The organism is Micromonospora sp. NPDC005172, from assembly GCF_040608555.1.
In the GTDB taxonomy this organism is placed as follows: domain Bacteria; phylum Actinomycetota; class Actinomycetes; order Mycobacteriales; family Micromonosporaceae; genus Micromonospora.
Genome location: NZ_JBEXIL010000028.1, coordinates 1 through 25,508 on the forward strand (window position 1 = coordinate 1; position 25,508 = coordinate 25,508).

Genomic DNA, 25,508 nt, shown 5'->3' on the forward strand with positions numbered 1-25,508 from the left:
CGTACCGCTGGAAGACCACCCCACGGCCGGACGGGCTGTCGATTGTCGAGCCGTCGAGCGGACGCAGCGACGTGACGTCCACGCTCCGGTCGTGCAGGGTCAACAGCCGGGCCGGAGTCACTGCTCCGGGGCAGCGCGCTGTTCGGGGTGGGTCAGCCGTCCACACGCTCGGCGAGCCGGTGGAACACCGCCTGGGTCGGCGAGCCCGGCTCGGGCACGTAGACGATCAGCCGTTGCTCGGTCTCCGGCACCATTAGCACCCGGCACTCGAACTCCAGCGGCCCCAGCCCGGGGTGCGCCACCCGCTTCACGATGGGACGCCGCTCCTCGACCTCGTGCTCGGCCCAGAGCCGGGCGAAGCGTGGCGACGTGCCGAGCAGCTCGGTGACCAGCTCGCGGATCGCCGGATCGTGCGGGTAACGGCCGTAGGCGGCCCGCAGGTCGGCGACCGTGCTGTGCACGAACCGGCGGGCGTCGGCATCGGACCAGTGGGCGTCGGTCACCGGCTGCCGGAAGGTCCAGCGGATCATGTTGCGCTCCGCGTGCGGCACGGCCGCGAGATCCCCCACGAAGTACGTGGCCAGCCGGTTCCAGGCCAGGACGTGGTACGCGGCGTCGACGAGGTACGCCGGGGTCTCCGTCATGGCGTCGAGCAGGTGCCGCAGCCCGGGCGGCACCTCGCGGCTCGGTCCGACGGGCGACGGCGGGTTCTCCCCCGCGACCCGGAACAGGTACTCCCGCTCGTCGCGACTCAGGAGCAGCGCCCGGGCCAGCGCGGCGAGCACCTGCCGGGACGGGTGCGGCCCCCGGCCCTGCTCCAACCGGATGAAGTAGTCGATCGACATCCCGGCGAGCTGGGCGACCTCCTGCCGACGCAGCCCCGGCGTACGCCGCCGTACCCCGTCGGGGAGGCCGACCTCGGCGGGCCGCAGGCGGGCGCGCCGGGCGCGGAGGAACGCCGCCAGTTCGTCACGCCGCAGGCCGCTGGTCGTCATGCCTCCCAGCATGCCGCCTGCCGGGTCGGCCAGGGTGGTACCGCTGGTCCCAGCCTCGGGGCGTCTCTCCCCACCGGCCGCCGGCGAGCACAGGCTCGGTGGCATGACGAAGATGACCGCCCTGATCACCGGGGCCAACAAGGGAATCGGCCTCGCCACCGCCCGTCAGCTCGGCGGCCTCGGGATGACCGTCCTGGTCGGCGCGCGGGACACCGAGCGGGGCCGCGCCGCGGAGCGGGAGCTGCGCGACGGCGGCGTCGATGCCCGTTTCGTGCCGCTGGACGTCACCGACGCCACGTCGGTGGCCGCCGCCGCGAAACTCGTCGAAGCCGAGTACGACCGACTCGACGTGCTGGTCAACAACGCCGGCATCGTGCTCGCCGACGGTACGCGGGGGCTGCCCAGCGAGACGACCGTGGCGACGATGCGCCGGTTGTACGAGACGAACGTCTTCGGGGTCGTGGCGGTCACCAACGCGCTGCTGCCGCTGCTGCGCCGGGCACCGGCGGCACGGATCGTCAACGTCTCCAGCGAGGTCGGCTCGATCGCCGTGATGACCGACCCGGACGGCGCGCTCTTCGCGCTGACCTCGGTGCCGTACCCGTCGTCGAAGGCGGCGCTCAACATGCTCACCGCCATGTACGCCAAGGAGCTGCGGGACACCCCGATCAAGGTGAACGCGGCGAACCCCGGCTACTGCGCCACCGACTTCAACGGCAACAGCGGCTTCCGTACGCCCGAGCAGGGCGCCGAGGTGAGCGTGCACCTGGCGACCCTCCCGGCGGACGGGCCGAGCGGGTTGCTCTGGGGCTTCCAGATGGACGCCGGCGGTGGTTACGGCGTACTCGCCTGGTGAGACGGGCGCTTGACCTGGAGTGCACTCCAGCCGCCAGGGTGGTCCTCGGCGCCCACCGGCAGGGCGCACGGAAGGAGATCCCATGCGGTACCGCACGATCGGCACCGACCCGGCGACCCGGCGCGAGGTCAGCGTGCTCAGCCTCGGGGCCATGCTGTTCGGCAGCACCACCGACGAGGCCACCTCGTACGCGATCCTCGACCGGTACGTCGAGGCGGGCGGCACCTTCATCGACACGTCGGACAACTACGCGTTCTGGGTCGACGGCTCGCAGGGTGGCCAGAGTGAGGAGTTGCTGGGGCGGTGGCGGCGCAGCCGGGGCATCGGCACCGAGATCGTCATCGCCACCAAGCTGGGTGCCCGTCCACTGGCCCCCGGCACCAGCTACCTCGACAACGCCGAGGGTCTGTCGGCGAAGGTGATCCGCGAGTCGGCGGAGCGCAGCCGCGACCGGCTCGGCGTGGAACGGCTGGACCTGCTCTACGCGCACATCGAGGACCGCACGGTGCCGCTCGCGGAGACCGTGGAGGGCTTCGCCGACCTGGTCGCCGAGGGCACGGTGGGCCTGTTGGGCGCGAGCAACCACCGCGCCTGGCGGGTGGAGCGGGCCCGCGCGCTCGCCGCCGCCGCCGGCCTCCCGGGGTACGAGGTGCTCCAGTACCACCACAGCTACCTGACCCGGCGCACCGACGTGGCCAGCGAGCTGGACCCGGACGGCGACCCGGGCGCCGCCGGCGGCCACCTGCTCAGCTACCTGCGCGCCGAGCCGGAGCTGACCCTGGTGGCGTACTCGCCACTGCTCAGGGGGGCGTACAGCCGGGCGGACATGCCGCTCAACGCCGCGTACGACCTGCCGAGCGCACCCCGGCGGCTGGCCGCCCTACGGGAGGTCGCCGGGCAGGCCGGCGCGACGGTGAACCAGGTGGTGCTCGCCTGGTTGCTCGGCGGTGACCTGCCGTCGATTCCACTGGTGGGCGCCTCCTCGGTGGCCCAGCTCGAGGAGAGCCTGGCCGCGGTGGAGCTGGAGTTGACCGCCGAGCAGCGGCACCGTCTCGACACCACCTGGTGACCTGCGACGGCCGCCCCGCCGACCTCAGTCGTCGGCCGGCGGGGCGGTCAGGTCGAGCTGCCAGTCGTTGGCACGCATCAGGTGCCCGGGCGGGTACTCGAAATTCGTCTCGCCCAGCAGGGTGAAGCCCGCCTTGCGGCAGACCGCGTTCGAGGCGGGGTTGTCGACGGACGGGTACGCGTGCGCATAGCCCCGGTCCCGTCGGGCGCGCGTCACGTCGAGAGCCGCGCGCACCGCGGCGGTGGCCAGCCCCTGCCCCCGGTACGCGGGCAGCACCGCCCAGCCCAGCTCGTACACCGGTTGGTCGCGCCACTCGCGAGCCCAGTAGCCGACGCTGCCCGCCCGCGTGCCGTCCGGCAGCACCACCGTGAACATGCACCCCTGCCCGCCCTCGGCGAAGTGCACGTACCGGTCGTGCCGGGCGACCACCTGCTCGTCGGTCTCCGGGCCGCCCGTGTGTCTGCGCGTGTCCGGTGAGTTGAGCAGCCGCAGCAGATCGAGATCATCCTCGTGCCACGGCTCGATGCGTACCTGCGTCATTCCGTCCCCCTCGTCGGTCCCAGTCAAGCCGGTCCCACCGACATTCCGTCCCGAAACGGCACGTGCTAGTTCCGATCTAGCGGACAGGCGATCGTCACCTCGCGCCTGTAGGACGGCGGGGTCGTTGGTCACACCGACCACGACGTCGCCGGCCATCGGACGAGAGGTAGGAATGATGAACACACGCTCCACCGGCCTGGCCATCGAGGCCGAGGGGCTCACCCGCACGTTCGGAGAGACCCGGGCGCTGGCCGGCATGGACCTGCGGGTGCCCGCCGGCACCGTCTACGGCCTGCTCGGCCCGAACGGGGCCGGCAAGACCACGGCGGTCCGGGTGTTGGCGACGCTGCTGCGTCCCGACGGCGGCACGGCGCGGGTCTTCGGGCACGACGTGGTCACCGAGGCCGACAAGGTTCGCAGCCGCGTCAGCCTCACCGGCCAGTACGCCTCCGTCGACGAGGACCTCACCGGCACCGAGAACCTGGTGCTGCTGGCCCGTCTGCTGGGCCTGCGCAAGCCGGCCGCCCGGGACCGCGCGGCGGCGCTGCTGGCCGCGTTCGGTCTGACCGAGGCGAGCGACCGCCAGGTGAAGAAGTACTCGGGTGGCATGCGACGACGCATCGACATCGCCGCGAGCATCCTGAACACCCCTGACCTGCTCTTCCTCGACGAGCCGACGACAGGCCTCGACCCGCGCAGCCGTAACCAGGTGTGGGAGATCGTCCGCGCCGTGGTGTCACACGGCACGACCGTGCTGCTGACCACCCAGTACCTCGACGAGGCCGACCAGCTCGCCGGGCGGATCGCGGTCGTCGACCACGGTCGGGTGATCGCGGAGGGCACACCGGGCGAGCTGAAGTCGTCGGTCGGCTCCGGCACGGTCCACCTGCGACTGCGCGACCCCGGCCAGCGGCCCCAGGCCGAGCAGGTACTCCGGGAGGCACTGAACGTGCCGGTGCAGCTCGCCGCCGATCCGGTGGCCCTGACCGCCCGCGTCGGCGAGGCCGGCACCGACCTCGACGCCAGCGCGCAGGCGGCCCGCGCACTCGGTGACCTGGCCCGCGCCGGCATCGTCGTCGACGACTTCTCCCTCGGCCAGCCCAGCCTGGACGAGGTCTTCCTGGCCCTGACCGACCACCCGGCCGTGTCGGCCGACGAGCGCGACGACGAGCTGGAGGCAGCCCGATGAGCGACACCACCACCGCCACCACCGCCGAACGGGCACCGTCGGTCTACGTACCGTCCGCCGAGGCGTTGGCGACAGTCCTCGCGCCGGGCGCCCGACCGACCCGGCCGAGCGCGTTGGGCGCGTCGCTCACCTTCGGCTGGCGAGCCCTGCTGAAGATCAAGCACGTGCCGGAACAGCTCTTCGACGTGACCGCGTTCCCGATCATCATGGTGCTGATGTTCACGTACCTGTTCGGTGGCGCTCTCGCCGACAGCCCGCGCGACTACCTGCAATTCTTCCTGCCCGGCATCATGGTGACAAGCGTCGTGATGATCACCATGTACACCGGCGTCGGCCTCAACACCGACATCGAGAAGGGCATCTTCGACCGCTTCCGGACGCTGCCCGTCTGGCGACCCGCCGCGCTGGTCGGAATGATCTTCGGGGACGTGCTGCGCTACATCCTCGCCGCCCTGGTCATCCTCGGTGTCGGGCTGGCGCTCGGCTTCCGGCCCGCCGGTGGCGTCGCCGGCGTGGCCACCGGGATCGGGCTGCTGGTGGTCTTCTCGTTCGCGTTCTCCTGGGTGTGGACGTTCTTCGGCCTGATCCTGCGCAGCGAGAAGTCGGTGATGGGGGTCAGCATGATGGTGCTGTTCCCGCTGACGTTCCTCAGCAACGTCTTCGTCGAGCCGACCACCATGCCCGGCTGGCTCCAGGCCTTCGTGAAGGTCAACCCGGTGACGCAACTGGTGGCCGCGGTACGCGCCGTCATGTCCGGCGAAACGGACCCGTCCGCCACGATGTGGCTCCTGCTGTGGAGCGCCGGCTTCGTCGTCGTCTTCGGCACCCTAACCATGCACCGCTACAACCGCCGCTAAACCCGCTCCCCGCTCCCCGCTCCCCGCTCCCCGCGCCCCGCGCCCCTGCCCCCGCCCCGTCGATCATGAAGTTGTGGTGGGCGACAAATCAGCCCGCAAATCCCCAAACCGGGCACCACAACTCCATGATCGACGAGACCTGACGGCGACTGCCCCGCGATCTTGCACTTGCTGTGGCGACATAAGCCACGGGAGCGCCCAAATCAACAACCGAAAGTGCAAGATCGCCGAAGCGGGGGCGGGCGGGGGCGCGGGTGGGGATTTAGAGGTGCCAGGGGAGGCGGGTTTGCGGGAGGTAGCGGCAGGTGGCACCGGTGGAGACCGCATCGCGCAGGTGGTTGGCCAGCGCGGGATGGTTGTCGTCGAGCTTGCGCAGGGTGTCGCGGATTCGCGCGGTGACCGTCTTGCGGGCGCGTTCGGCCTCGTCGCCCAGCCGTCGGCTTCGACCGGCCAGCCCCGCCGCGGCGCGCAACTCCTCGATCAACGCGCCGCGCTCGACGTCCAGCGCGCCGACCTTCGCCGTGTCGCCACGCGCGGCGGCCCGGTCGATCTCGTCGTCGAGGCGTGTCAGGTGCCGCCGGTAGCGGGCCTTCGCCTCGTCGTCGAGGACCGGGTCGCCGCCCATCCGACGGGCGGCCACCAGCACCGGCCCAGCGGCCGGGTCGAGCAGTTCCACCGCCGGGACGTCACTGCCGGGGCGGCCCAGCAGCAGGTGCAGGTCGTGCAGGCCCTTGGCGTCGGGCAGGTGCGCCACCACTCCCGCGTACGCGAGCCGCCAGACCGGCCCGTCGCGCTGGAACGCGTACCCCTCGATGGTGGGGTCGGACGGCACCACCTGACGCCGGCCGACGGCCGGGCCGCCCCCGACCACCTGGTCGCCCCCGCCTGCGTGGCCTTCCCCGCCGGCCTGGCCCGCGAGCGCGACATCGCCCAGCCCGCTGCCCCCGGCCCGGCCAACGGCGTGGCCCGACGCAGCGTGAGACAGCCCGCCTTGGTTCAGCTCGGCGTGGGTTGGGTCCGGGTTGGCGAGCCGGAGGAGCACCTGCTTCATGCCGAGGGCGGTGGCGTCCCGGACGGTGGTGGCGCGCACCTCCGCCAGCGTCGCGGCGTCGCCCGGGTGACCACGGCGGGCGAGGGCGTTCACCAGTTCGGCGCGGGCGATGAGTGACCAGGGTCGGGAGCCCATCCGGTCGGCGGCGTCGCGGGCCGCCGTGAAGCCGGTGATCGCGTCGTCCCAGCGCTCCTGTGCGGCGTTGACGACGGCGAGCCAGTGGTCGATGGGTCCGCTGATGTCGCAGCCGAACAGCCCTACTGCCCACTGTCCAGCGTGTGGGGTCAGCGCGACGCGGGCGTCGTCGCAGCGCCGCGGGTCCCGGGACGCGGCGGCGGCCTGTGCGCGCAGGCGCAGCCACAGCGGCGACACCGGACGCGGGTAGTGGATGCCGGCGGCCTCGATGCCAGCGGTCAATCGCACCGCCTCGTCGTCGTCGCCACGTTCGGCGGCCGTGATGGCCGACAGTAGTTCCCGGTACGGGTAGTCGGTCGGCGCCCACTCGCGCAGCAGCGCGTCGATCTCGTCGAAGCGCCCCTGCAACAGCAGCCGGGCCCAGCGCAGGTGATGACCCATGAAGGCGAATTCGGCGTGCCCCGGGTCGGACAGCTCGGCGATGACGGTGAACCGCTCGTCCGCCTCGGCGAAGTCGCCCCGGAACGCCGCGATGATCCCACCGTCGACCGCCGCCGCCATCCGGGGACGAGCCAGCTCACCCTGCTGGCCCACGGTGACGAAGGCGGTGAACTCCTCCATGAAGCGCGGGTCGCCCAGTTCCAGTAACGCCACCCAGCGCAGCGACGTGGCCCACAGCTCGGTCTCCCGGTCACCCGAGCGTCGAGCCACGTCCCGGATCTCGGCGGTGAGCGCGGCTCTCGCCGCCGCGGTGCCCAGCCCCCAGGTGGTGTCGTGGCGGGCCCACAGGCTGAAGGTGAGCGCTTCGTCGTCGCGACCCCGACGGGCGATGGTCTCCGTGGCGGTGATCAGATCCGCTACCAGGGTGCCCGTCGAGACGGTGGCGGCGGGCTCGCCGATCAACCGCCGGTACGCCTCGCGGATCAGGTCCGTCGTGTCGACCGCGTGGGTGGTGTCCACCTGGCGGGCGCGGTGCACGGTGAGCGCGACGCGGGCCAGCGGCACGGGGTCGTCGAGCGTACGGGCGAGCGTCGCGGCTTCGGCCAGCAGACGTACGGCCTCCGCTCTGCCGGCGTGGTGGGACTGCACCTCTCCGAAGTCGACGAGCAGCCGAATCCGCTGCGCGGGGTCCTCGACGATCTCCAACGCTCGGCGGAAGTGCATCCCCGCCTCGTCGGCGGCGAGCCGGGCGAACGCGTCCCGCCCGGCGGCGACCAGCAGCTCGACGGCCCGGGTCCGGTCGAGCGCGGCACCGGCCAGGTAGGCGTGGCGGGCCAGGTCGGCAGGGATCGGCCGGTCGGTGGGCGCTCTCGGCGGGTCCACCGCCCGGACCACTGCGGCGTGGCGGGACTGCCGGTCGTCGACGGTGAGCCCGTCGTACAGGGTCTCCCGGACGAGGTCGTGGGCGAAGGTGAAGCGGCCGCCGCCCCGGGCGACCACCAGGCGGGCGGTCACCGCGTCGTCGAGGAGCCGGTCGACCTGCGCGGGCGGGACCGCCGCGCTGGCCGCCACGACCTGCCGGTGGAACTCGCGGCCCAGTACGGCGGCGACGGTCAGCGCCTCGACCACCGCGGCGGGCAACTGGGCGAGCCGACGTCGTACCGCCTCGCGTACGCCGGGCGGGATGGCGCCGGTCGTGCCGTCGGTGTGCCACAGCCGCGCGGTCTCCTCGACGAAGAACGGGTTGCCGCCGGTGCGGCGGTGCACCTCGTCGGCCAGCTCAGGGGCGGGTTCCCGGCCGGCGGTACGCGCCATCAACGCGGCCACCTCGTCGCGGGCCAGGCCGGTGAGGGTGATCGTGGTGGCCTTGGCGACCAGAGGCAGCAACAGCGCGCGCAGCGGATGGTCGCCCGCCTCGACCTCCGCGTCGCGGTACGTGCCGATCAGCAACAGGCGTTCGAACCAGGTGTGCTGGGCGGCGAACGCCAGCAGCCGCAGCGAAGCCGGGTCGGCCCAGTGCAGGTCGTCGAGGACGACCACCACCGGCCGGCGCGCGGAGACGGCGACCAGTGCCGCGGTCACCGCGTCGTACAGGGCGAACGCCTCCTGGTCGGCGACATCCTGGCCGTCGCGGGTCGACCAGGCGGCGGTGAGGCCGGGTACGTCACCGGTGCCGGTCTCGCCGAGCAGGGCGGCGAGGGCAGGCTCGGCGTCCGAGCGTGCGAGCGCCCAGTCGTCGGCGGAGCGTCGGATCGCGCGCAACACCTGCACCCATGGCCAGTAACCGGGGGCGCTGTCGGAGTCCCAGCAGGCCGCGCCCACCACGAGCGCCCCTCGCCGGCGGGCTTCCCGCGCCGCCGACGTGACGAGTGTGGTCTTGCCGATGCCCGGCTCACCGGTGACCAGGACGAGACCGCCGTGGCTGGTGGCGGCCCGGTCCAGTTCGGCGCGCAGCAGACCCGCGGGATGATCCCGCCCGATGATGGCGTCGCCGGCCCGCGCGTCCATGGTTTCCAGACGGTACTGGAACCCTGCGACGACCAGTGTCGAGATTTGACAGCGGCATAGCTAGCGGTTATCTATAAGCGATCTATTCGGGGGGGTCGCATTGCAGGACGTGGTGCTAGCCCTGTTGGCCAAGGAGCCGGCGCACGGGTACGAGTTGCGCAGCCGGATGCGGAACGCACTTGGCCCGCTCGGGGAGTCGATGAACGCAGGGCAGGTCTACGTGACGCTGGCCCGGTTGGCGAAGGCTGGCCTGGTGACCTCGGAGCAGGCCGAGGGCCTGCCGGACCGGCCGGACCGACGGGTCTACGCGTTGACGCCGGCCGGACAGCAGCGTTTGGCTGGCTGGCTGACCGAGGTGAGCTGGCCGAAGCCGGACCTCACGGAGTTTCACCTGAAGCTGGTAGCCGCCGCAGCTGCCCGGTTGGCCGATCCGGTGGCGTTGGTGGACGCGCAACGACGTGAGGTGCTGCGCCGCCTGCGTGACGCGCAACGGGCGGCGTTGGAACGGTCGGTCGATCCGGTTGCCGGGTTGCTGTTGGAGGGCGTCGTGTTGCGGCTGCGAGCTGATCTGGAGTGGCTGGAGGCGTGCGAGCGCATCTGGTCCGAGCGTGATCGAGCTGAACGGAAGGCGGGGGCATGACCGGGTCGATGGCCGTGCGGACGCGTGGGCTGAGCAGGTGGTACGGCTGGGACAACGCGCTGGTACGCGCGGTCGACGAGGTGGACCTGGACGTGCCCGCCGGCCAGACGTTGGCGATCATGGGGCCGAGCGGCTGCGGCAAGTCCACCCTGCTGCACCTGCTGGGCGGGCTGCAACGCCCCACCGACGGCGAGGTGTGGCTGGCCGACCGCCGGATCGACACGATGAGCGAGCGCGCCCTCGCCCGACTCCGGCGCGACACCATCGGTCTGGTCTTCCAGTCCTTTCACCTCATGGACGAACTCACCGCCGTGGAGAACGTCGAGATGGCCGCCCTGCTGGCCGGGTGGTCTCCGGGTCGCGCTCGGCGGCGCGCGCTGCATCTGCTCGACCAGGTCGGGCTGGCCGACCGAGCCACGCACCTTCCCTCGGCGCTATCCGGCGGCCAGCGCCAACGCGTCGCCATCGCCCGCGCGTTGAGCAACGAGCCGCAGGTCGTTCTGGCCGACGAGCCGACCGGCAATCTCGACACCGCCGCCACCCTGGAGGTGCTACGGCTGTTCGAGGAGTTGCGCCCCACCGGGCAGACCCTCGTGGTGGTCACGCACGACGCCCGCATCGCGGCGGTCGCCGACCGGGTGATCTCCATGCGCGACGGGACCTTCGCCGACGACAGCCTTCTCACCGGGACCGGCACCGGCACCGTCTACGGCGGGGTGCACTGAGATGGCTGGTCGTCTGCTGCTCATCTGGCGACTACTGATACGGGGCCTGCGTCAACACCGGACCGAGAACGTGCTGCTGCTGGTCGCCATCACCGCCGCGACCGCGACGTTGACCCTCGGCCTCGCCCTCAACGAACTCGTCACCCGCCCCTACGAGCGCACCCAGGCCGCCACCGCCGGGCCCGACCTGGTGGTGGAGTCGGGCCTCACCGGTCCGCAGGCCCTCGACGCGCTTGCCCCGCTGGCGACCCTGCCCGGCGTCACCGAGCACAGCGGCCCCTTCCCGCTGGCCTTCCTGACACTGACCGCCCGCGACACCACCGTCCGGGTCATCGTCGAGGGCCGCGACGAGGCACCCGCCGCCGTCGACCGGCCTGCGCTGACCGACGGCACCTGGATACGTGCCGGCGGCGTGGTCATGGAACGCACCTTCGCCGAGGCCCTCGACGTACACACCGGCGACACGGTCACCATCAACGGCCACCCATTGCAGGTGACCGGGTTCGCGGTCACCGCCGCCCGTGCGGTGTACCCACAGGTCCACTGGCACCTTCCGGGCGGGAACCTGGTGGAGAAGGGCGGCCTGGTCTGGGTCGATCACCGCGACATCACCACCCTCGCCGGCGACCGGCGGCTGTCGTACACCCTGAACCTCAAGCTGGTCGACCCACAGGCCGGCGCCCAGGTCGTCGGCCGGTCGACCGACGATCCCCGCTTCCGCGGCTGGATCTTCCGGTCGGCGGGCGATATCGCCACCAGCAGCGGCCGGCAGAACAGGCAGGCGGAGACGGCTCTGACGGTCGGCAGTTGGTTGCTGACTGGCCTAGCGATCGTCGGCGTCGCCGGCATCGTCGCGGGCCGAGTCATCGCCCGGCGTCGCCAGGTGGGGCTGCTCAAGGCCGTAGGCGCCGGGCCGGGCGTTATCGCTGCCGTACACCTGGCCGAATACCTCGTGCTCGGGCTCGCCGCCGCCGGGGCAGGCCTGGCTACCGGATGGTTCGCGGCGCCCCTGCTGTTTCGTCCCAGCCCTGGATTCATCGGCTCCGTCGACGTGAACCCGCCGCTTCGCATGGTGGTCACCGCCACCACGTTCGCCCTCGCGATCGCCGTCGCGGCGACCCTGGGACCGGTGCTACGCGCCGTGGCCACCAGCACCGTCCACGCGTTGGCCGATGCTCCCACGCCAGCGCGCCGCCGACGGTGGCTCATCTGGCTGTCGCGCCGGCTGCCCACCGCACTCCTGATCGGCGTACGCATCAACGCGCGGCGGCCGCACCGTGCCCGACTCGTCACCATGAACACCCTGATCACCACGACCGCGATCGCCGCCGTCCTGTCGATCCTGGCGCAGGACGACGACCCACTGAATCTCGGCTACTCGGAACTCCCCGACCCCCGCAACGAGCGAACCCTCCAAGCCATGCTCATCGTCGCCGGGGTGGCCTGTTTCCTCGCGCTACTCAACGCCATCGTGAGCACCTGGACGGCAGTGCTCGAAACTCGGCACCCGCTGGCGGTCGCCCGCGCGCTCGGCGCGACACCTACCCAGGCCGGTATGGGCATGGCGGTGGCGCAACTCCTACCCGCCGTGCCTGGCGTCGTCGCAGGGATTCCCGTCGGCACCGGGCTGTACCTGTTCTTCGACGGCGAACGATATCCACCCGCTTCCTGGGCCCTCACCGCGGCACTCGGAGTCCTGCTCGGGGTGGCCCTGATCACCGCCATTCCCGCGCTGGCCGCCGCCCGCAGACCGGTCGCGGACACCCTCCGGGCCGCAGCGACCTGACCGACGCCGTGCAACCAGTCGAGTGGCGGTCCTCTGGAGCTGACGTGGTCAACGAGCCGACCCTATCGTTACCCAAACTTCCCTCTAGCGCTATGTTAGGGAACGATGACGGAAGAAATGTACTCGGTTGAACAGGTCGCCGACCGGCTCGGCCTGCACGTGCGCACGGTGCGCGGCTACATCCGCTCCGGCCGCCTGCGGGCGGTGCGGATCGGCAAGCAGTACCGGATCGCTGCCCGGGATCTCGACGCGCTCACCGGACGGCCGCCCGCCGCCATGGTGGCCGGGCAGGCGGAGGTGTCCAGCATCGTGCAAGTCGACGGTGTCGACCGGGCCGCCGCCGACCGGCTCGGCACGCTCGTGCTCACCAGCGCCAACACGGCCCACGACCAGGCCAACCCCCTGCGGGTGCAGACCATGTACGACGAGGAACGCCACCGGATGAAGGTCATCATCCTGGGTGACCCCGCCGCCACCGCCGAACTGCTGCACCTGCTCGACGCCGTCCTCACCGCCGACAACGGCCTACTCGACCGGGAGGTCCACGATGCCTGACGAGATGCAGCAGCGCGCCGGGGTGCCGGTGCTGGTCTGCGACCCGACCGGCCCGCCGATCGCCACCGAGCAGGACGCGCTGGACCTGATCGGCGCGGCCTTTCTCGGCGCCCAGGTGGTCGCGGTGCCGGCTCACCGGCTCGACGAGCGGTTCTTCTCGCTGGGCACCCGCTTCGCCGGCGACGTGATGCAGAAGTTCGTCAACTACCGGGTGCGGCTCGCCGTGGTCGGTGACATTTCGACACAGCTCGCGGGAAGTTCGGCGCTGCGCGCACTCGTGCACGAGTCGAACCAGGGCGGGCAGGTCTGGTTCGTCCCCGACCTCGACGCCCTCGACGAGCGACTGCGCACGGCGCGATAGCCACCTCAGCGGCCCGATCGGAGCGCCATCTCCACCGCGTCCGACTCGATCCCCCGGATGCTGGCCTGCTCGGCGGCCCAGCGCAGGTAGGCCAGCCACACCTCGGACGACCACCCGTCGCGGCGACCGACGCCCGCCTCGGCGGGGAGCAGGCCGGCCACTACACGGTCGAGGATCAGGGGTTGCACGCCGCCCACCCCGCGCCGGTAGCCGACGACGTAGAGGACCTTCGTGAACAGGCCCGGCCCCAACCAGGGCAGCCGAGCGTGGTCGCGATGAGCGAACCGGCGGTACGCCGCGCCCAGCGCGGCCTCGTCTGACTCCGGTGTGGAGACCTCCTCGAGCGCGTACGCCAGGCGTTTGCCCTCCGGATCGGCGTCGAGCGACCGGGTGGCACGCCACGGGCCGTACCCGATGGGACCGTAACCCCAGACCAACACGGCGGTCAGCAGTTGCCGTGCGCTCGCCAGGCCGGCCCGGTATGCCTCGGCCACCGCGAAGACGTCATGTCGCCAGATCTCGCCGCTCGCCGGCAAGCTGTCGGGCCAGGCGTCCGGCGGCAGCCCGGCCCGCCAGCGGTCCACCCGCACCGTGACCGGGGCGGACTCACCCAACACCACACCTGCGGCCGTCTGCATGGTCGCCTCCCTCGAATCGAGCGCGTGGACCGTCGATCGGGACGCTACGGTCGGGCCCTCCCGTCCACCGTCCTTCGACGCCATATCGGGGTATCGACCGCAGAGCGCAGGTCCCGAAGCGGCGTGGCCACCCCGAGCGGTATGGGGTGGCCACGCCGGACCATCAGCCTGTTACGGCGTGGCGCAGATGGCGTACGCCGTGTCGGACCAGTTGCCGGCGAAGGCGTCCTCCTCGTACGCGCCGGACGCGGCGGACGTCGGGGCGGTCGCGGGGCCGCCGTTGGGACGGAAGTCGTCGACGATGCCCTCGCCGGTCACGCCGTTCAGTTCGTAGCCGGCACCGGTCAGCACCTTCCCGACCGGGCAGGTGGCGACGACGCTGCGAAAGTCGACGGAGTTGCTGGCACCTACTGTCGACGTCCGCACCAGACCGGCCAACGGGTTGGCGCAGATCGCGTACGCGGTCACGGACCAGTTCAGCGCGGTGGCGTCCGACTCGTACGCGCCGACGGTGACCGCTGTCGGTGCTGCGGCGACACCGCCGTTGGGGCGGAAGTCGTCAACGACGCCCTCACCAGTGACGCCGTTCAGCTCGTAACCCGTACCGGTCAACACCTTCCCAGCCGGGCAGGTGGCCGTGGCGGAGTGGAAGTCGGCCGAGTCGCTGACGCTGACCGTGGAGACCCGGACCAGGCCGGGCAGCGGGTTGGCGCAGATCGCGTACGCCGTCACCGACCAGTTGCCGGCGAACGCCTCCGTCTCGTAGGCACCTGCGGTGACGGCCGTCGGCGCGGTCGCCGGGCCACCGTTGGGGCGCAGGTCGTCGACGATGCCCTCACCGGTGACGCCGTTCAGCTCGTAACCCGTGCCGGTGAGCACCTTGCCGACCGGGCACGTCGCGGTGGCGCTGTGGAAGTCGGCCGAGTCGCTGACGCTCGTCGCGGTTATCCGGACCAGGCCGGGGACTGCGGCGGACGCCGGGCTCGCCGGGGCGATCACCGCTCCGGCGGCGACAAGACCGAGCACGAGTACGGACGCGCGGGCACCGAACCGGCGGCAGGTGTTCTGAGTACGCATATTTTTCTCCCGTCTGAGGCCGGACGGGGCGGCAGGTAGGACGCCGACGTCGAGGCCGTTCGTGATGACGGGTTGACGCTAGGTAACCACCTGACCAGGCATTATCTTCAAGCCGACTACGTCGCGTAATGGACCGATGGTCCGGCGACCACCACTGTCAGTCGACGTGGGCGGCGGGCGGACGGGTGCTGAGCAGGTCGCCGAGATTCATCATCGCCGCCTGGAAGTCGACCCGGTCTGCGGCGTGGAACCGCCGGAAGAACCAGTCGGGAACGCGCGCCTGGGCCTGCCTGCTCTGGAATATCAGGTCCTGAGTCTGCCTCGCGAGGGTCAGCAGGTCGGGTACGGCGGACGAGTCGTCGCCGCGCCGGACGGCGGCGGTGAGCCGCCTGTGCACGATCCCCAGGGCCCGGTATCGCTCGATGGCGACGTCGCGTTGCCCCCGATAGATCTCGACACCGAGCAGGAGAGCGCCGAGCGACGGCACGAACCACTGCGTCAACAGGTTGGCGACGGTGAGATCGGCGGTCACCGCGAAGACGACGCCCACCGCCGTCCAGAGCGCGACACCACCAAGCACGCCGTACGCGTAGCGTCGGCGCACCCGAGCGCCCCACCCGAGGTTCTGCTGTTGACATGCGAGCACGTCGTACGGGCGGGGCAGCGGGGGCACCTCGTAGTAGTCCCGCAGGTATCGCTCGTCACCCCGGTAGGCGCGGTCCAGACGGCTGACCTCCTCCGCACCGAGCGGCTCGCCCGCCGCGACAGTGTTCCAGGGCAGCTCGAAGAGCCGTACGTCGAACATCTCCTGGAGGGTGGCCGCCCGACGGAGCTGGCCGGTCGACCAGGAGGCGAGCCCGATCGCGTTGACGACCGCCCACAGGGCACCGACGGCGGTGACGGCGACGGCCGACACGCCGATGAAGGCGACGACCGCGCCGACGATGCCGATGGCGATGGAGAGCACCATCCGGAGGTTGTCGAGCCGTTGGGCCCGGCTGTGGCACACGGACATCGCGTGCAACAGTGCCATCATGTCGGGTCGGTTCTGCCGGCTGAGCAGGGAGTCAGTACGCTCTGTCACAGGACCCTCCCATCCTGGTGACGAGTCTATATCCAGGTCAATAGATGTGACGTACCGTCGCGAACCGGCTCTCCCCAGTGATCTTTTAGCTACCATTTAGTAGCTTTCACATATCGCTGCGAATTTCTCACGCATTCGCCCTTTCCAGGGGTAATCTTTGATGCCGCGCACATCCCACGCGCGACTCTTTTCGGCCGACACAGACCCGGTCACCCTTGTCCGCTCGAACCAAAGGACCGACCGACGGTCATGAACGACGGCCTCGATGACCTGTTCCAGGACCCGCCAGCCACAAGACGTCTACGAGGCTGGGCGAAGCAACTGGACGGCACGGTGCGGGCACCGAGTCACGCGCTGGTGATCCGCGGCTACACCGACGCCTACCTGGTCGCCGTCACCCTGAGCCGACGCGCCCGCTGGGGCGGCAACAGCGCCGAGAAGCTGATCGTCAAGGTGCACAACCGCGGGACGAGGGAGTCGGGCGGGCACGAACGGGCGTGGCGGCTGTCCAACGAGGAGTTCGCCAAGCGCCACCTGGTGCGACAGCCCTACCCTCCGCTGGATCTGGACGGCGACCGCATCCTCACCTTCCAGGAGATCGCCGCCGGCGGCTGCCAGGTGATCGCCTTCGACGACCTCGGCGACGAGTACGTCGTTGCCGCCTTCTCCGTCGTGGCAGAGCAGCTTCTCACCAACTTGAACCAGCACCCGGACGGCGACCACCACAAGGGCCGACCGCTCGGCAACAGGAGGGTCAGCTCCTACCTCTCTCGGGAGCTGAAGGTTGGCGGCGTCCAGCCCGACGTAAGCCTCCTCGCGGAGCGCGTCGGACTGCCGGACCCGTCGAGCGACTGGTTCGTCGTGGACGGCGTCGTCCTACCGAACGCGCTGCGGCTCATCGCGCCGACATCGAGTTTCGGGGCCACCCGCATCGACTACGTCTACGGGTACGCACACAGTGACCTGCACGGTGGCAACATCCTGGTGCCCTTCGACAGGTTCCCGCGGCCCGAGGAGTTCCAACTTGTCGATCTCGGCGCGTTCGCGGAGAAGGCACCTCTCAGCCGGGACCTGGTCTGCCTCCTGCTGACCACTCTGCTGCGCTACGTGGCACCCCGCGATCCCAACGACGGCCCTGGGCTGCCGTCGGCGCAGGCCACGGCACTCATCGACAAACTGCTCGACCCGTCGCCCGGGCGACCGAGCCTGGTGCTGCCGCCGGTGCTGAACGAGCTGGTGGACACCGCCCACCGGGCAGGCCTGAATGCCGTGTTCAGCAGCGGCCTGGGTGGCGAGTGGCAGCAGCAGTTCCGGCTCTCCCTCATCGCGCAGGCCCTGATCTGCACGACCTTCGACAACCTCAGCGCCGCCGGACGTCGGTGGTGCTTCCGCCTGGCCGCGGAGGCGTACAAGAACGTTTTCTACCGGTCGATCACGCCGCCCGCGCCGGCCCGGCTCCCAGTGCTGCCCCGCGTGACCGACCAGCCGGCGCCGCTGCCTGCGGCCGGGCGCCCGTCGGTGTCGCGGCCGGGCGACGACCGGCTCGACCAGGGCTGGTCGAACTTCACGGCCGTGCCGGGTGCGCAGCACGGCGATCACCACCGCCCGGCGATCAACACTCTGAAGGCCGAGAACGCGGCGAGGGCAGGGCGCACCGGCCCGGTGGACCACTGGATCCACCCCGCTCCGCGAGCGGGCAATCAGTCGGCACGCCAGCGTCCGGCCCCGACCACGGACGGGATACCGCAGCCGAGGCTGCCGCTGAACGACGGTATGGACTGGTCTCGGCGGGCCGCGAAGCACAGGACCATGCGGAGGGTGGGCGCGCGGTGGATCACGGCGGTCTTCGTCGGCGGGGCGGTCCTGGGCACCGCCGCCGCTGTCGCCGTCCCCTCGCCCCTCGGGCTGGATCGCCTGGAGGTGACTCCCACACCCCACCCACGCGCCGAGTCGGAGGCACCGGATCGCGGAGCGTCCCGGGACGAGGCCAGCCAACACCTGACCGAGCTGGCACTGAAGGTCGCACAGCTGCGAGAGGCTGTGCCGCCGGGCCGCTTCACCTATATCTGCCGGCGGGTCCGAGGTGCCGAGGCAACTGACGAGCCTGGCTCGGAGGACGAGCTCTATCAGGAGATTCGTCTCTGGTGGAACTCCCGCCTGGCCGGCCGTTCCGTCACGACGACCTCAGCCAGCGGGCATCCGACCGAGCCGCCGGACGTGGACACGTACGCCGACGGGGAGCTGTCGGAGGTCCTTCCGCTGCCGGCGCAGGACCTGAGTGAGCTGAACGACCAGCTAGGGACACTCTTCGATGAGTTGCCGCCCGGGCGGCGCAACGCCGCCGGAGCCTTGCGACTCGTGGCACGCTTCCACCAGTACCACCTGTTGACGCCCGGCCAGCGGGCCGTGCTGCTGTCGTACCTGGCCTCGACGCCGGGGATCACCTACCGCAAGAAGCAGCTCGACCAGGCGAACCGGCGCGGCTACGGGTTCAGCGCCGACGATGGTGAGAGCCGCCGCGACACCGTGATCTTCGGCGAGGACGGGCGGCTACTCAGCCACGAGTTGACCGGCGTCGGCGGCGCGGTCCTCAGTCATGAACTGCTGATGACGAGTACGCGGACCGAGACGACTGCGCGCCCCGGCTGCGACTGATCCCGGACGGCCGTGCCGGCTGATCCCGGATGGCCGTGGCGGCGCCATGACCGTCATGGGCAGTACCGGTCCACGTAGTTCGACCACTCCCGGTAGGGCGCGGCGTCGCTGCGGACACGGTTGCCCGTGCCGATGGTGAACAGCTTCGTGCCGTAGTAGTAGAACGACACGGACCCGCTGCTGAGGTTGTAGTGCGCGGACTCCACCCGGTCCTGCCACTGCCAGGTCGCCAGATTCTGACGGCCACACGAGGAGAGCCGCCCACGGGGGTACCCGAAGTTGGGCAACTCGTAGAAGCAGTACCAACCCGAGGGACAGTCGGCGGTTGCCAGCACCCCGAAGGGCGCCCGCAGGGTGACGACGAACGTGCCGTTCTGATAGCTGATCTCGTTGTCGTTGATCGCCGTACCGCCCGGATGTTCGGCGAGATAATTCGCCATCTCCGGACGGAGATCGGAATGATCGACCGTCGCGGCGTGGGCCGGGACTGGAGCCAGGAAAAGGACCATGAGCCAGCCAAGCGTGGCGGTCAGCGCGGTCCGATAAATGGGAGAAATGACCATTCGACACCTCGCGATGTGAGCGCGCAGGGACCTGAGGGAGGCGCGGGGAATCGGTGGACTCCACCACTCGGCAAGCATATGAACCAGCCGCTGTGATCACCAGTCATGCGGCGACAATCGGCCCGATTGCCATTTCTGCACCATCGAGGAAAGGCTTTCAATCCGACCCGTTGACTTCGGTTGAGTTATGGAAGTTGCATCCGGCAGATGACCAGCAAGCACGAAGAGACATTGATGCCGTGTGATCGAATCTCTACAATCCGGGCCATGCATGCTCGCCGCGTCATCGCAGCCGTCACCGTCGCCGCGCTGGCGAGCCTCCTCGCCGTCACCGGCGCCCGTGCCGACGGCCCGGCCATCAGCACCCCCGGCACCCCGATGGTGGTGGCCAACGGGCCACACCAGCTCACCCTCAGGTGGACACCCTCGACCTGGATTGGCGATCCGGCCGCCGAGCAGCCGATCAACTACGAGGTGCAGGCACCCCTGGGCACCAACACGTACCGCTGGCTGGGCACCACCCTCGACACCACGATCACGCTGACCGACCTCGCGCCCGGCACGACGTACCGGATCGCGGTTGCCGCCCGCGCGCTCGGCGGCTACTCGGACAGCTCGCCCGTCGTCACCGTGCGCACCGCCAGCGGGCGCGCAACGGTCAGCTACCTCAACCTCGACTGGTCACCGACGAACAACCAGATCCAGCACCTCCTGAAGGTCACCAACACCGGCACCGGGCCGCTCGATCTGCGAGCGGTGCGGGTGCGCTACCACCTGCGCTTCGAGGGCGGCAACACGTCGCTGGTGCCGAACTGCGACTGGGCCGCGCTGGGTTGCCAACGGGTCCGGCAGACCGTGCAGTTCTTCGTCCCGCCGGGCGGCCCGCCTGTGCTGACGACGCCGGCACCACCGGGCTACCCGATCCCCGGCACGCCGGTCCCCGGGTGGGTCGAGCTGACCTTCATCGACGGCACGCTGGAGCCCGGCGAGTCGACCGGACCGATCCAGCTGCGGCACCACCGGCACAGTTGGAGTGACATCGACGAGCGCGACGACCCGAGCTGGCTCGCCGCCACCGGCCAGTGGACCGAGAACGGACGGATCACGCTGGACGTCGACGGGGTACGCGAGTTCGGCGACACGTGGTCCTGACCGCGCACCGGCCGGTCCGGCGGGCCTTGTCCTAACGAGCGGTATACCTGTGAGTCATAGTTATGACTCACAGGTATATCGCTTCACGGGGACCTACTCCCGACTGTCCCGCGCCCTGGCTCTGGCGGCCAGGCGAAGGCCCCTGGGCAGGTGGATGCGCGCGGCGGGGATGCCGAGGGCGCACAGCCGTGACCGCGCGGCGGTCAGCATCGCGGGTGGGCCGCAGACGTAGATGTCCTGGCCCGGCTGGTGATGGTCGAGAGCGATGGTCAGGGCGTCGCCCTGCTCGGCTGGCTCGGCGCAGGGGTCAGCCGACAAGGCCGGCACGATTGTCAGCCAGTCGTGGGCGCACTGCAGCTTGTCGAGGGCGACCGCGTCGTACAGGTGAGTGAACGTGCGCGCGCCGACGACAAGCGTCACCCGCCGACCGTCCGGTGCGGCGGCGACCTGCTCGACCAGGGCGCGCAGCGGCGCCAGCCCGGTGCCACCGGCCACGAGCAGCAGATCGTTGGTGCCCGTCGGGTCGAGGCTCAGCCCGGTGTCGACGGGTGGGCCGAGCCAGAGCAGCTCACCGGGGCGTACCTGATGAACCAGGCGGTGGGAGACGGTGCCGGCGGGTACGGCGCGGACGTGCAGCTCGACGGTGCCGTCCGGGCGTGGGGCGTTGGCCGGCGACAGCCAGCGCCAGTGCCCGGGCAGGCGCGGCGTACAGACCGGCACGGCCTGACCTGGCTGCAACGGCAGTCGCTGCCAGGGACGTACCGTCAGGATGGCAATGTCGGGCGACGGCCGATCGTGGCCGATCACCTCGACGTGCCACCAGGCTCGGCCGTCGCCGGTGTGCGCGGCGGCCCGGCGGATGGCGTGCTTGGCGTGGCGCAGGGCGCGCTCGGCGACGACGGTGAGCTGCGGCGTCCACACTGGCCGGGCGTGGCGGGCGACTGTCGCGAGCAGCGCGTCGCCGATGGTGGTGGCGTGCGGGAGCAGGTCGAAGTGACGGTACGCGTGGCCGAGCACCCGGAGCAGCGCCGCCCGATTCGCCGGCGCGTCGCCGCCGACCAGGAGGCGGCCCAGCGCGGTGAAGAACAGCGGCGCGTCGCGGCGTGGGAGCAGCCCGGCTCGGCGGTCTTCGACTGTGCACCAGAAATCGCCGGCGGCCCGCACGTCGACCGACTCCCAGGCGGCGGCCAGACTCGCGTGGACCGGGTGGTCGTCGTCGATCACGGTGGGCATACCGGCTCCAAGTCGTCGAATCGTGGGCTGGCACCGGGGCGGGAGGAGCTGTGCCGATGAGGGCCGGCGCAACTCCGGGGCCGAGCACCCGCCCCGGGCCATGCGTCGACTGTCGCGGCTGACCAGGCAGAACGGCATGTCGCGGTGATCGTTGACGGCATACGTGATCGGTATGGGCTCCACGCCGAGACTGTCGAATCGGGCAGACTGCGGGCATGACGGAACGCCCGGTGCTGTATCTGGTCGTCTGCGCCGCGGGTCCGGCGGAAAATATCGACGAGCTGGTCGACCTCCTGATCGCCGACGGCTGGCGGGTCTGCATGATCGTCAGCCCGACCGCCGCGCCATGGCTCGACCGGGCGGCGTTGCAAGAAAGAACCGGCTATCTGGTACGCGTGGAGTGGCGGATGCCCGGCGACCCCGAGCCCCACCCGCCCGCCGATGTGGTGGTGGCCGCCCCGGTCACGTTCAACACGGTGACGAAGTGGGCGTTGGGCATCAACGACACGCTGGCGCTCGGCGTCCTCAACGAGTCACTGGGGGCGGGGCTGCCGATTATCGCGTTCCCGCACACCAAGGAGGAGTTGGCCGCGCATCCCGCCTATGCGGGGCACCTGGCGGTTCTACGCGCTGCCGGCGTGGTGGTGGCGGACGGAAAGCCGCTGAACTCGGTGAACGGGCCGGGGCGTTGGGGCGTGGTCGTCGACGCGGTACGGGCGGCGCGCCCGTCCTGAACCGTTGCCGCCTGTTGGCGGTCCATTGGCGATATGCGTCGCGCGTATACCAGTGCTCCACGCAGCGTGTTCAATGGATACGCTCGATGAGGCGAGACGGACGGAGCCGCCGGTGACACACGCGAACTGCCCTCGGTGCGGCGGACGGCTGGCCCGGGACAACGACAGCGGGCGGTGTACGCCGTGCCAGGCCGCCGAGCGAGACCGGTTGAGCGCGCCGCCGGTGGTGCCGGCGAACTTCTGGGACCACGAGCCGGTACGACTCGCGCTGGCCGAGCGGCATCTGGGGCGGGTGATCCGGGCGTACCGCTGCCATCCGTACCACGGGCGGGTCGCGTTGCCGCAGTCCGTGGTGGCGGGGTGGCTGGGGATCACGCAGGCGCAGTTGAGTCGGGTGGAGAACGGGTCGCCACTGGTGCATCTGGACAGGCTGGCGCATTGGGCACAGCTCCTCGGGATTCCGGCTTCTTGTCTCTGGTTCGCCCTCCCTGGACGGCCTCAGCAAGCGGCCACGAGAGCCCTGAGCGCCAGCGTCTCAACCGACGCACCGGGTGCTGGGCCGGACGAGGGTCGACGGGCCCTGTTGGCCGGTATCGCCGCTGTCGCTGCGGGTGCGGGTCTGCTCGGCGGCAGCGAGCTTGTCCAGCCCCGGCGAATCGGCACGGCGGATATCGCTCGGCTGAACGCCGTGCTGGAGCTATATCGGTCGGTGGACCGCGAAACTGGGGGTGGCCTGCTGTATCGAGAGGTGGCCCGGTTCGCCGAATCGGTATACCGAATGCTTGATTGGTCGCACCCGGCCGAAGTCACACCATCCTTCATCGCAGCGGTGGCGTCAGCCCGGCAACTGGCCGGTTGGACCGCGCTCGACGCTGGGCAGCACGGCGACGCGCAGCGGCATTTCGTCGCCGGTGAGCGCGCCGCATTGACTGCCGATAACGCCCCTCTGGTCGCGATGATTCGGTACGCGCAGGCCAAGCAGCTTCAACACCTACGGCACAACCGGGATGCCCTCGCGACACTGCAACTCACCTACGCACAGCTCGGATCTCATGCCACACCAGCGGCCAAAGCCCTGCTCTGGGGCGCGAAGGCAGCCTCCATCGCGGCGCTCGGGGACCATCAGACCGCCTTGAGCGCCCTCGGCAAGGCGAGCGACCAGTTCGAGCGCATCGACAAGGAGCGCGAGCCGGCCTGGATGGCCTTCTACGACCGCGGCGAGCTGTTTGCTCAGTACGGGCGGGTGTACCGGGACATGGCACGGATAGACCGCAGGCACTCGTCGGAGGCGGTGCGGTGGGGCAGGGATTCCATCGCGGCCTTTGGCGCTGGGAACGTGCGAAGCGCCGTGCTCAATGAGGTCGGACTGTGCAGCGCGCTGTTCTTGGCGGATGAGCCCGAACAGGCGCTCGCTGTCGGGGCGCGGGTGCTGAAGCAAGCACAGGCGATGAGTTCACAACGGGTAATCGATCGGGTGGTGAACCTGCGTCGCGATCTCGTTCGACACCGGGAGCTTCCGGAGGTGGCATCGTTCGAGCGGATGCTCACCGCTCAAGCTGCGAAGGCCGCATGAGCGGGCGGCTCTCCGAGGAGGCAATGACGGCGGCCATGCGAGACATCGCCGCCACCCTTCGCGTCTCTGCCGATGATGCCCAACTGCTGCAACTGACCAACAACGCCGTATTCGCATTGCCCCGATCCGGGATCGTCATCCGGATCGCACGGACCCATCAGCTAAGGGACAGGGTGGCGAAGGTGGTACACCTCGCGCGCTGGTTCGCCGACATCGACGCGCCGACCGTCCGCCTCGCGCGCGAGGCAGAGCAGCCAATCGAAGTCGGCGACCTGGTCGCTTCGGTGTGGCAATACGTCACGCCGCATCCACCCGAGTTGACGGCCGAAGACCTCGGTACCGTGCTTCGCAAATTTCATGCCCTCGGTGTGCCCAGCTTTCCACTGCAAGAGTGGGACCCTGTTGGTGACGCACGGCGGCGGCTGGCTGACGCCGACGGACTCAGCAAGTCAGACAGGGACTTCCTGGCCGACTGGTGTGACCGCCTAGAGCCGGAAGTTGCGGCCCTGAACGAGCATGGTTTGCAGACGCTTATTCATGGAGACGCGCATGTAGGGAACCTTCTCCGAACGTCGTCGGGCCGGACGCTGTTGTGTGATTTCGATGCCACATGCGTAGGCCCATGGCAGGTCGATTTAGCAGCGGTCGCGGTCGGCGAGGCGAGGTTCAGGGGAGCAGGAGGACACCGTTCGTTGGTAACAACCTACGGCTTCAATGTCACCTTGGACCCGTCCTGGAGCGTCCTGCGAGAAGCCCGCGAGTTGAAGATGATCGCAGCCGCCGCGCCGATCCTCGCTATGTCGCCGGGCGTTGCGGCCGAGTTTGCCAACCGCCTGGAATCCATCCGCCGTAATAACGAAACAGCCCACTGGACACCCTTTGCCGATATTGCCTCAAAACAAAGAGGCACCACGGCGATCTGACCGCGAGTCCGACTCACCTATTCCTACAACGGCACGAAACAGGTTCCTGCCCCTGCAAAGGCTGAATTCTATAGCTAGAATAAGCATACGCTCACGCGCTTCTCGGCGGGCAAATTCGGTGTCAGGAACCTTCAGAATTGCCGAGACTGAACATTTCGACAAGTTCCGGAAGCGCCCTAATAAGGCTCTGCTGCTGTTCCGGACGCAGCCTTGACACAAACTGGATCACACCAGATGCGAGCTCACTAGAGCCTGATCCAGCTAGAACCGGTCTTGCGCTAGCGACACTATCACTTAGCGCACGGATGAACTCGAGTCCTTGCTCGTTCATCACGTGATCCGATTCTTGGCTAACGAACCAGGCTAGCGCATTAGCCGGCTCAGCAAGCAACGATGCTGCCACTTCCACTCTAGTGCGAGTTGCTAGCGCTTCAAGATGTTGGCGTCTACGGAGTTCAGAGAATTCTTTGACCATGCTAGCTTGACGTCTTCGCAACTTAGCGCGGACCCTCACCCGAGACACGATGACTGGATAATCGTCACTAGTCTGAAGTTCACCGCATGCCAAAGTTAAGTCGTCACCAATAGCCGATTCTGAACGATCCGGAGGGAGTGTAGAGGCCAAATCTTGGCATTTCCCTCTGACAAGGCTCCTTACAAGCAACTCGC

The 25,508-nt window shown here is 70.0% G+C and carries 22 protein-coding genes; 14 read left to right on the forward strand and 8 right to left on the reverse strand.

Going from position 1 to position 25,508, the window contains the following annotated elements:
- Nucleotides 1–152 precede the first annotated feature (152 nt).
- Complete coding sequence (locus tag ABZV06_RS19725; RefSeq protein WP_355623133.1) at nt 153–995, reverse strand: helix-turn-helix transcriptional regulator; 843 nt, start codon at nt 993–995, stop codon at nt 153–155.
- Between the two features lie 103 nt (nt 996–1,098).
- Here ABZV06_RS19725 and ABZV06_RS19730 point away from each other — a divergent pair, with 103 nt between their 5' ends.
- Together ABZV06_RS19730 and ABZV06_RS19735 are read left to right on the forward strand one after the other, a co-directional pair.
- Nucleotides 1,099–1,851, forward strand: coding sequence for an SDR family oxidoreductase (locus ABZV06_RS19730; protein WP_355623136.1), 753 nt, complete (start codon nt 1,099–1,101; stop codon nt 1,849–1,851).
- A gap of 82 nt (nt 1,852–1,933) precedes the next feature.
- Nucleotides 1,934–2,920, forward strand: coding sequence for an aldo/keto reductase (locus tag ABZV06_RS19735; protein WP_355623138.1), 987 nt, complete (start codon nt 1,934–1,936; stop codon nt 2,918–2,920).
- A gap of 24 nt (nt 2,921–2,944) precedes the next feature.
- On the opposite strand, the gene ABZV06_RS19740 is transcribed toward ABZV06_RS19735, so the two are convergent.
- Nucleotides 2,945–3,460: a GNAT family N-acetyltransferase gene (locus ABZV06_RS19740; protein WP_355623141.1), complete on the reverse strand. Its 516-nt coding sequence runs from the start codon at nt 3,458–3,460 to the stop codon at nt 2,945–2,947.
- Between the two features lie 175 nt (nt 3,461–3,635).
- Between ABZV06_RS19740 and ABZV06_RS19745 the strand changes: the two genes are divergently transcribed.
- Together ABZV06_RS19745 and ABZV06_RS19750 are read left to right on the forward strand one after the other, a co-directional pair.
- On the forward strand, nt 3,636–4,649 hold the full coding sequence (locus tag ABZV06_RS19745) for an ATP-binding cassette domain-containing protein (protein WP_355232783.1): 1,014 nt from the start codon (nt 3,636–3,638) through the stop codon (nt 4,647–4,649).
- Nucleotides 4,646–5,506: an ABC transporter permease gene (locus tag ABZV06_RS19750; RefSeq protein ID WP_355623144.1), complete on the forward strand. Its 861-nt coding sequence runs from the start codon at nt 4,646–4,648 to the stop codon at nt 5,504–5,506. Before ABZV06_RS19745 ends, ABZV06_RS19750 begins: the two co-directional genes overlap by 4 nt.
- A gap of 262 nt (nt 5,507–5,768) precedes the next feature.
- Here the strand turns inward: ABZV06_RS19750 and ABZV06_RS19755 are convergent, their stop codons facing one another.
- Nucleotides 5,769–9,140, reverse strand: a complete 3,372-nt coding sequence (locus ABZV06_RS19755; protein ID WP_355623147.1) for an AAA family ATPase — start codon at nt 9,138–9,140, stop codon at nt 5,769–5,771.
- 109 nt (nt 9,141–9,249) lie between these two features.
- Here ABZV06_RS19755 and ABZV06_RS19760 point away from each other — a divergent pair, with 109 nt between their 5' ends.
- The 5 genes from ABZV06_RS19760 to ABZV06_RS19780 all read left to right on the forward strand — a co-directional run bounded on the left by ABZV06_RS19760 (nt 9,250) and on the right by ABZV06_RS19780 (nt 13,207).
- On the forward strand, nt 9,250–9,780 hold the full coding sequence (locus tag ABZV06_RS19760) for a PadR family transcriptional regulator (protein WP_355232780.1): 531 nt from the start codon (nt 9,250–9,252) through the stop codon (nt 9,778–9,780).
- Nucleotides 9,777–10,505 (forward strand): ABC transporter ATP-binding protein, encoded by a 729-nt coding sequence (locus tag ABZV06_RS19765; RefSeq protein WP_355232779.1) that lies wholly within the window; start codon nt 9,777–9,779, stop codon nt 10,503–10,505. Before ABZV06_RS19760 ends, ABZV06_RS19765 begins: the two co-directional genes overlap by 4 nt.
- Before the next feature lies 1 nt (nt 10,506).
- Nucleotides 10,507–12,291, forward strand: a complete 1,785-nt coding sequence (locus ABZV06_RS19770) for an FtsX-like permease family protein (protein WP_355623150.1) — start codon at nt 10,507–10,509, stop codon at nt 12,289–12,291.
- 105 nt (nt 12,292–12,396) lie between these two features.
- The gene (locus tag ABZV06_RS19775; RefSeq protein ID WP_355232777.1) at nt 12,397–12,846 is read left to right on the forward strand and encodes a helix-turn-helix domain-containing protein; all 450 of its coding nucleotides are present in this window, start codon (nt 12,397–12,399) and stop codon (nt 12,844–12,846) included.
- The gene (locus tag ABZV06_RS19780; RefSeq protein WP_355623153.1) at nt 12,839–13,207 is read left to right on the forward strand and encodes a DUF4180 domain-containing protein; all 369 of its coding nucleotides are present in this window, start codon (nt 12,839–12,841) and stop codon (nt 13,205–13,207) included. The genes ABZV06_RS19775 and ABZV06_RS19780 overlap by 8 nt, the downstream gene beginning before the upstream one ends.
- A 5-nt stretch (nt 13,208–13,212) precedes the next feature.
- On the opposite strand, the gene ABZV06_RS19785 is transcribed toward ABZV06_RS19780, so the two are convergent.
- The 3 genes from ABZV06_RS19785 to ABZV06_RS19795 form a co-directional block, all read right to left on the reverse strand.
- On the reverse strand, nt 13,213–13,845 hold the full coding sequence (locus ABZV06_RS19785; RefSeq protein ID WP_355623156.1) for a hypothetical protein: 633 nt from the start codon (nt 13,843–13,845) through the stop codon (nt 13,213–13,215).
- Between the two features lie 171 nt (nt 13,846–14,016).
- Nucleotides 14,017–14,922 (reverse strand): hypothetical protein, encoded by a 906-nt coding sequence (locus ABZV06_RS19790; protein ID WP_355232774.1) that lies wholly within the window; start codon nt 14,920–14,922, stop codon nt 14,017–14,019.
- A 157-nt stretch (nt 14,923–15,079) separates the two neighbouring features.
- Nucleotides 15,080–16,006 carry an S-4TM family putative pore-forming effector gene (locus ABZV06_RS19795; RefSeq protein WP_355232773.1) on the reverse strand — a complete coding sequence of 309 codons (927 nt, stop codon included), beginning with the start codon at nt 16,004–16,006 and terminating at the stop codon, nt 15,080–15,082.
- 249 nt (nt 16,007–16,255) lie between these two features.
- On the opposite strand from ABZV06_RS19795, the gene ABZV06_RS19800 reads away from it, so the two are divergent.
- Nucleotides 16,256–18,661, forward strand: a complete 2,406-nt coding sequence (locus tag ABZV06_RS19800) for a hypothetical protein (protein WP_355623158.1) — start codon at nt 16,256–16,258, stop codon at nt 18,659–18,661.
- Between the two features lie 53 nt (nt 18,662–18,714).
- Here the strand turns inward: ABZV06_RS19800 and ABZV06_RS19805 are convergent, their stop codons facing one another.
- Entirely contained in the window at nt 18,715–19,101 is a 387-nt protein-coding gene (locus ABZV06_RS19805; RefSeq protein ID WP_355232771.1) for a peptidase inhibitor family I36 protein, read from the reverse strand.
- Between the two features lie 390 nt (nt 19,102–19,491).
- Between ABZV06_RS19805 and ABZV06_RS19810 the strand changes: the two genes are divergently transcribed.
- The gene (locus ABZV06_RS19810) at nt 19,492–20,376 is read left to right on the forward strand and encodes a cellulose binding domain-containing protein (RefSeq protein WP_355623161.1); all 885 of its coding nucleotides are present in this window, start codon (nt 19,492–19,494) and stop codon (nt 20,374–20,376) included.
- Between the two features lie 93 nt (nt 20,377–20,469).
- Here ABZV06_RS19810 and ABZV06_RS19815 read toward each other — a convergent pair whose 3' ends face one another.
- The gene (locus tag ABZV06_RS19815) at nt 20,470–21,609 is read right to left on the reverse strand and encodes an FAD-binding oxidoreductase (RefSeq protein ID WP_355623164.1); all 1,140 of its coding nucleotides are present in this window, start codon (nt 21,607–21,609) and stop codon (nt 20,470–20,472) included.
- A 215-nt stretch (nt 21,610–21,824) separates the two neighbouring features.
- On the opposite strand from ABZV06_RS19815, the gene ABZV06_RS19820 reads away from it, so the two are divergent.
- The 3 genes from ABZV06_RS19820 (at nt 21,825) to ABZV06_RS19830 (ending at nt 24,839) form a co-directional block, all read left to right on the forward strand.
- The gene (locus ABZV06_RS19820; RefSeq protein WP_355623167.1) at nt 21,825–22,343 is read left to right on the forward strand and encodes a flavoprotein; all 519 of its coding nucleotides are present in this window, start codon (nt 21,825–21,827) and stop codon (nt 22,341–22,343) included.
- Nucleotides 22,344–22,551: 208 nt separating this feature from the next.
- Entirely contained in the window at nt 22,552–23,916 is a 1,365-nt protein-coding gene (locus tag ABZV06_RS19825) for an XRE family transcriptional regulator (protein ID WP_355623170.1), read from the forward strand.
- A complete protein-coding gene (locus ABZV06_RS19830; protein WP_355623173.1) occupies nt 23,913–24,839 on the forward strand; it encodes an aminoglycoside phosphotransferase family protein in 927 nt (308 codons plus the stop codon). The genes ABZV06_RS19825 and ABZV06_RS19830 overlap by 4 nt, the downstream gene beginning before the upstream one ends.
- The last annotated feature ends 669 nt before the right edge of the window (nt 24,840–25,508 follow it).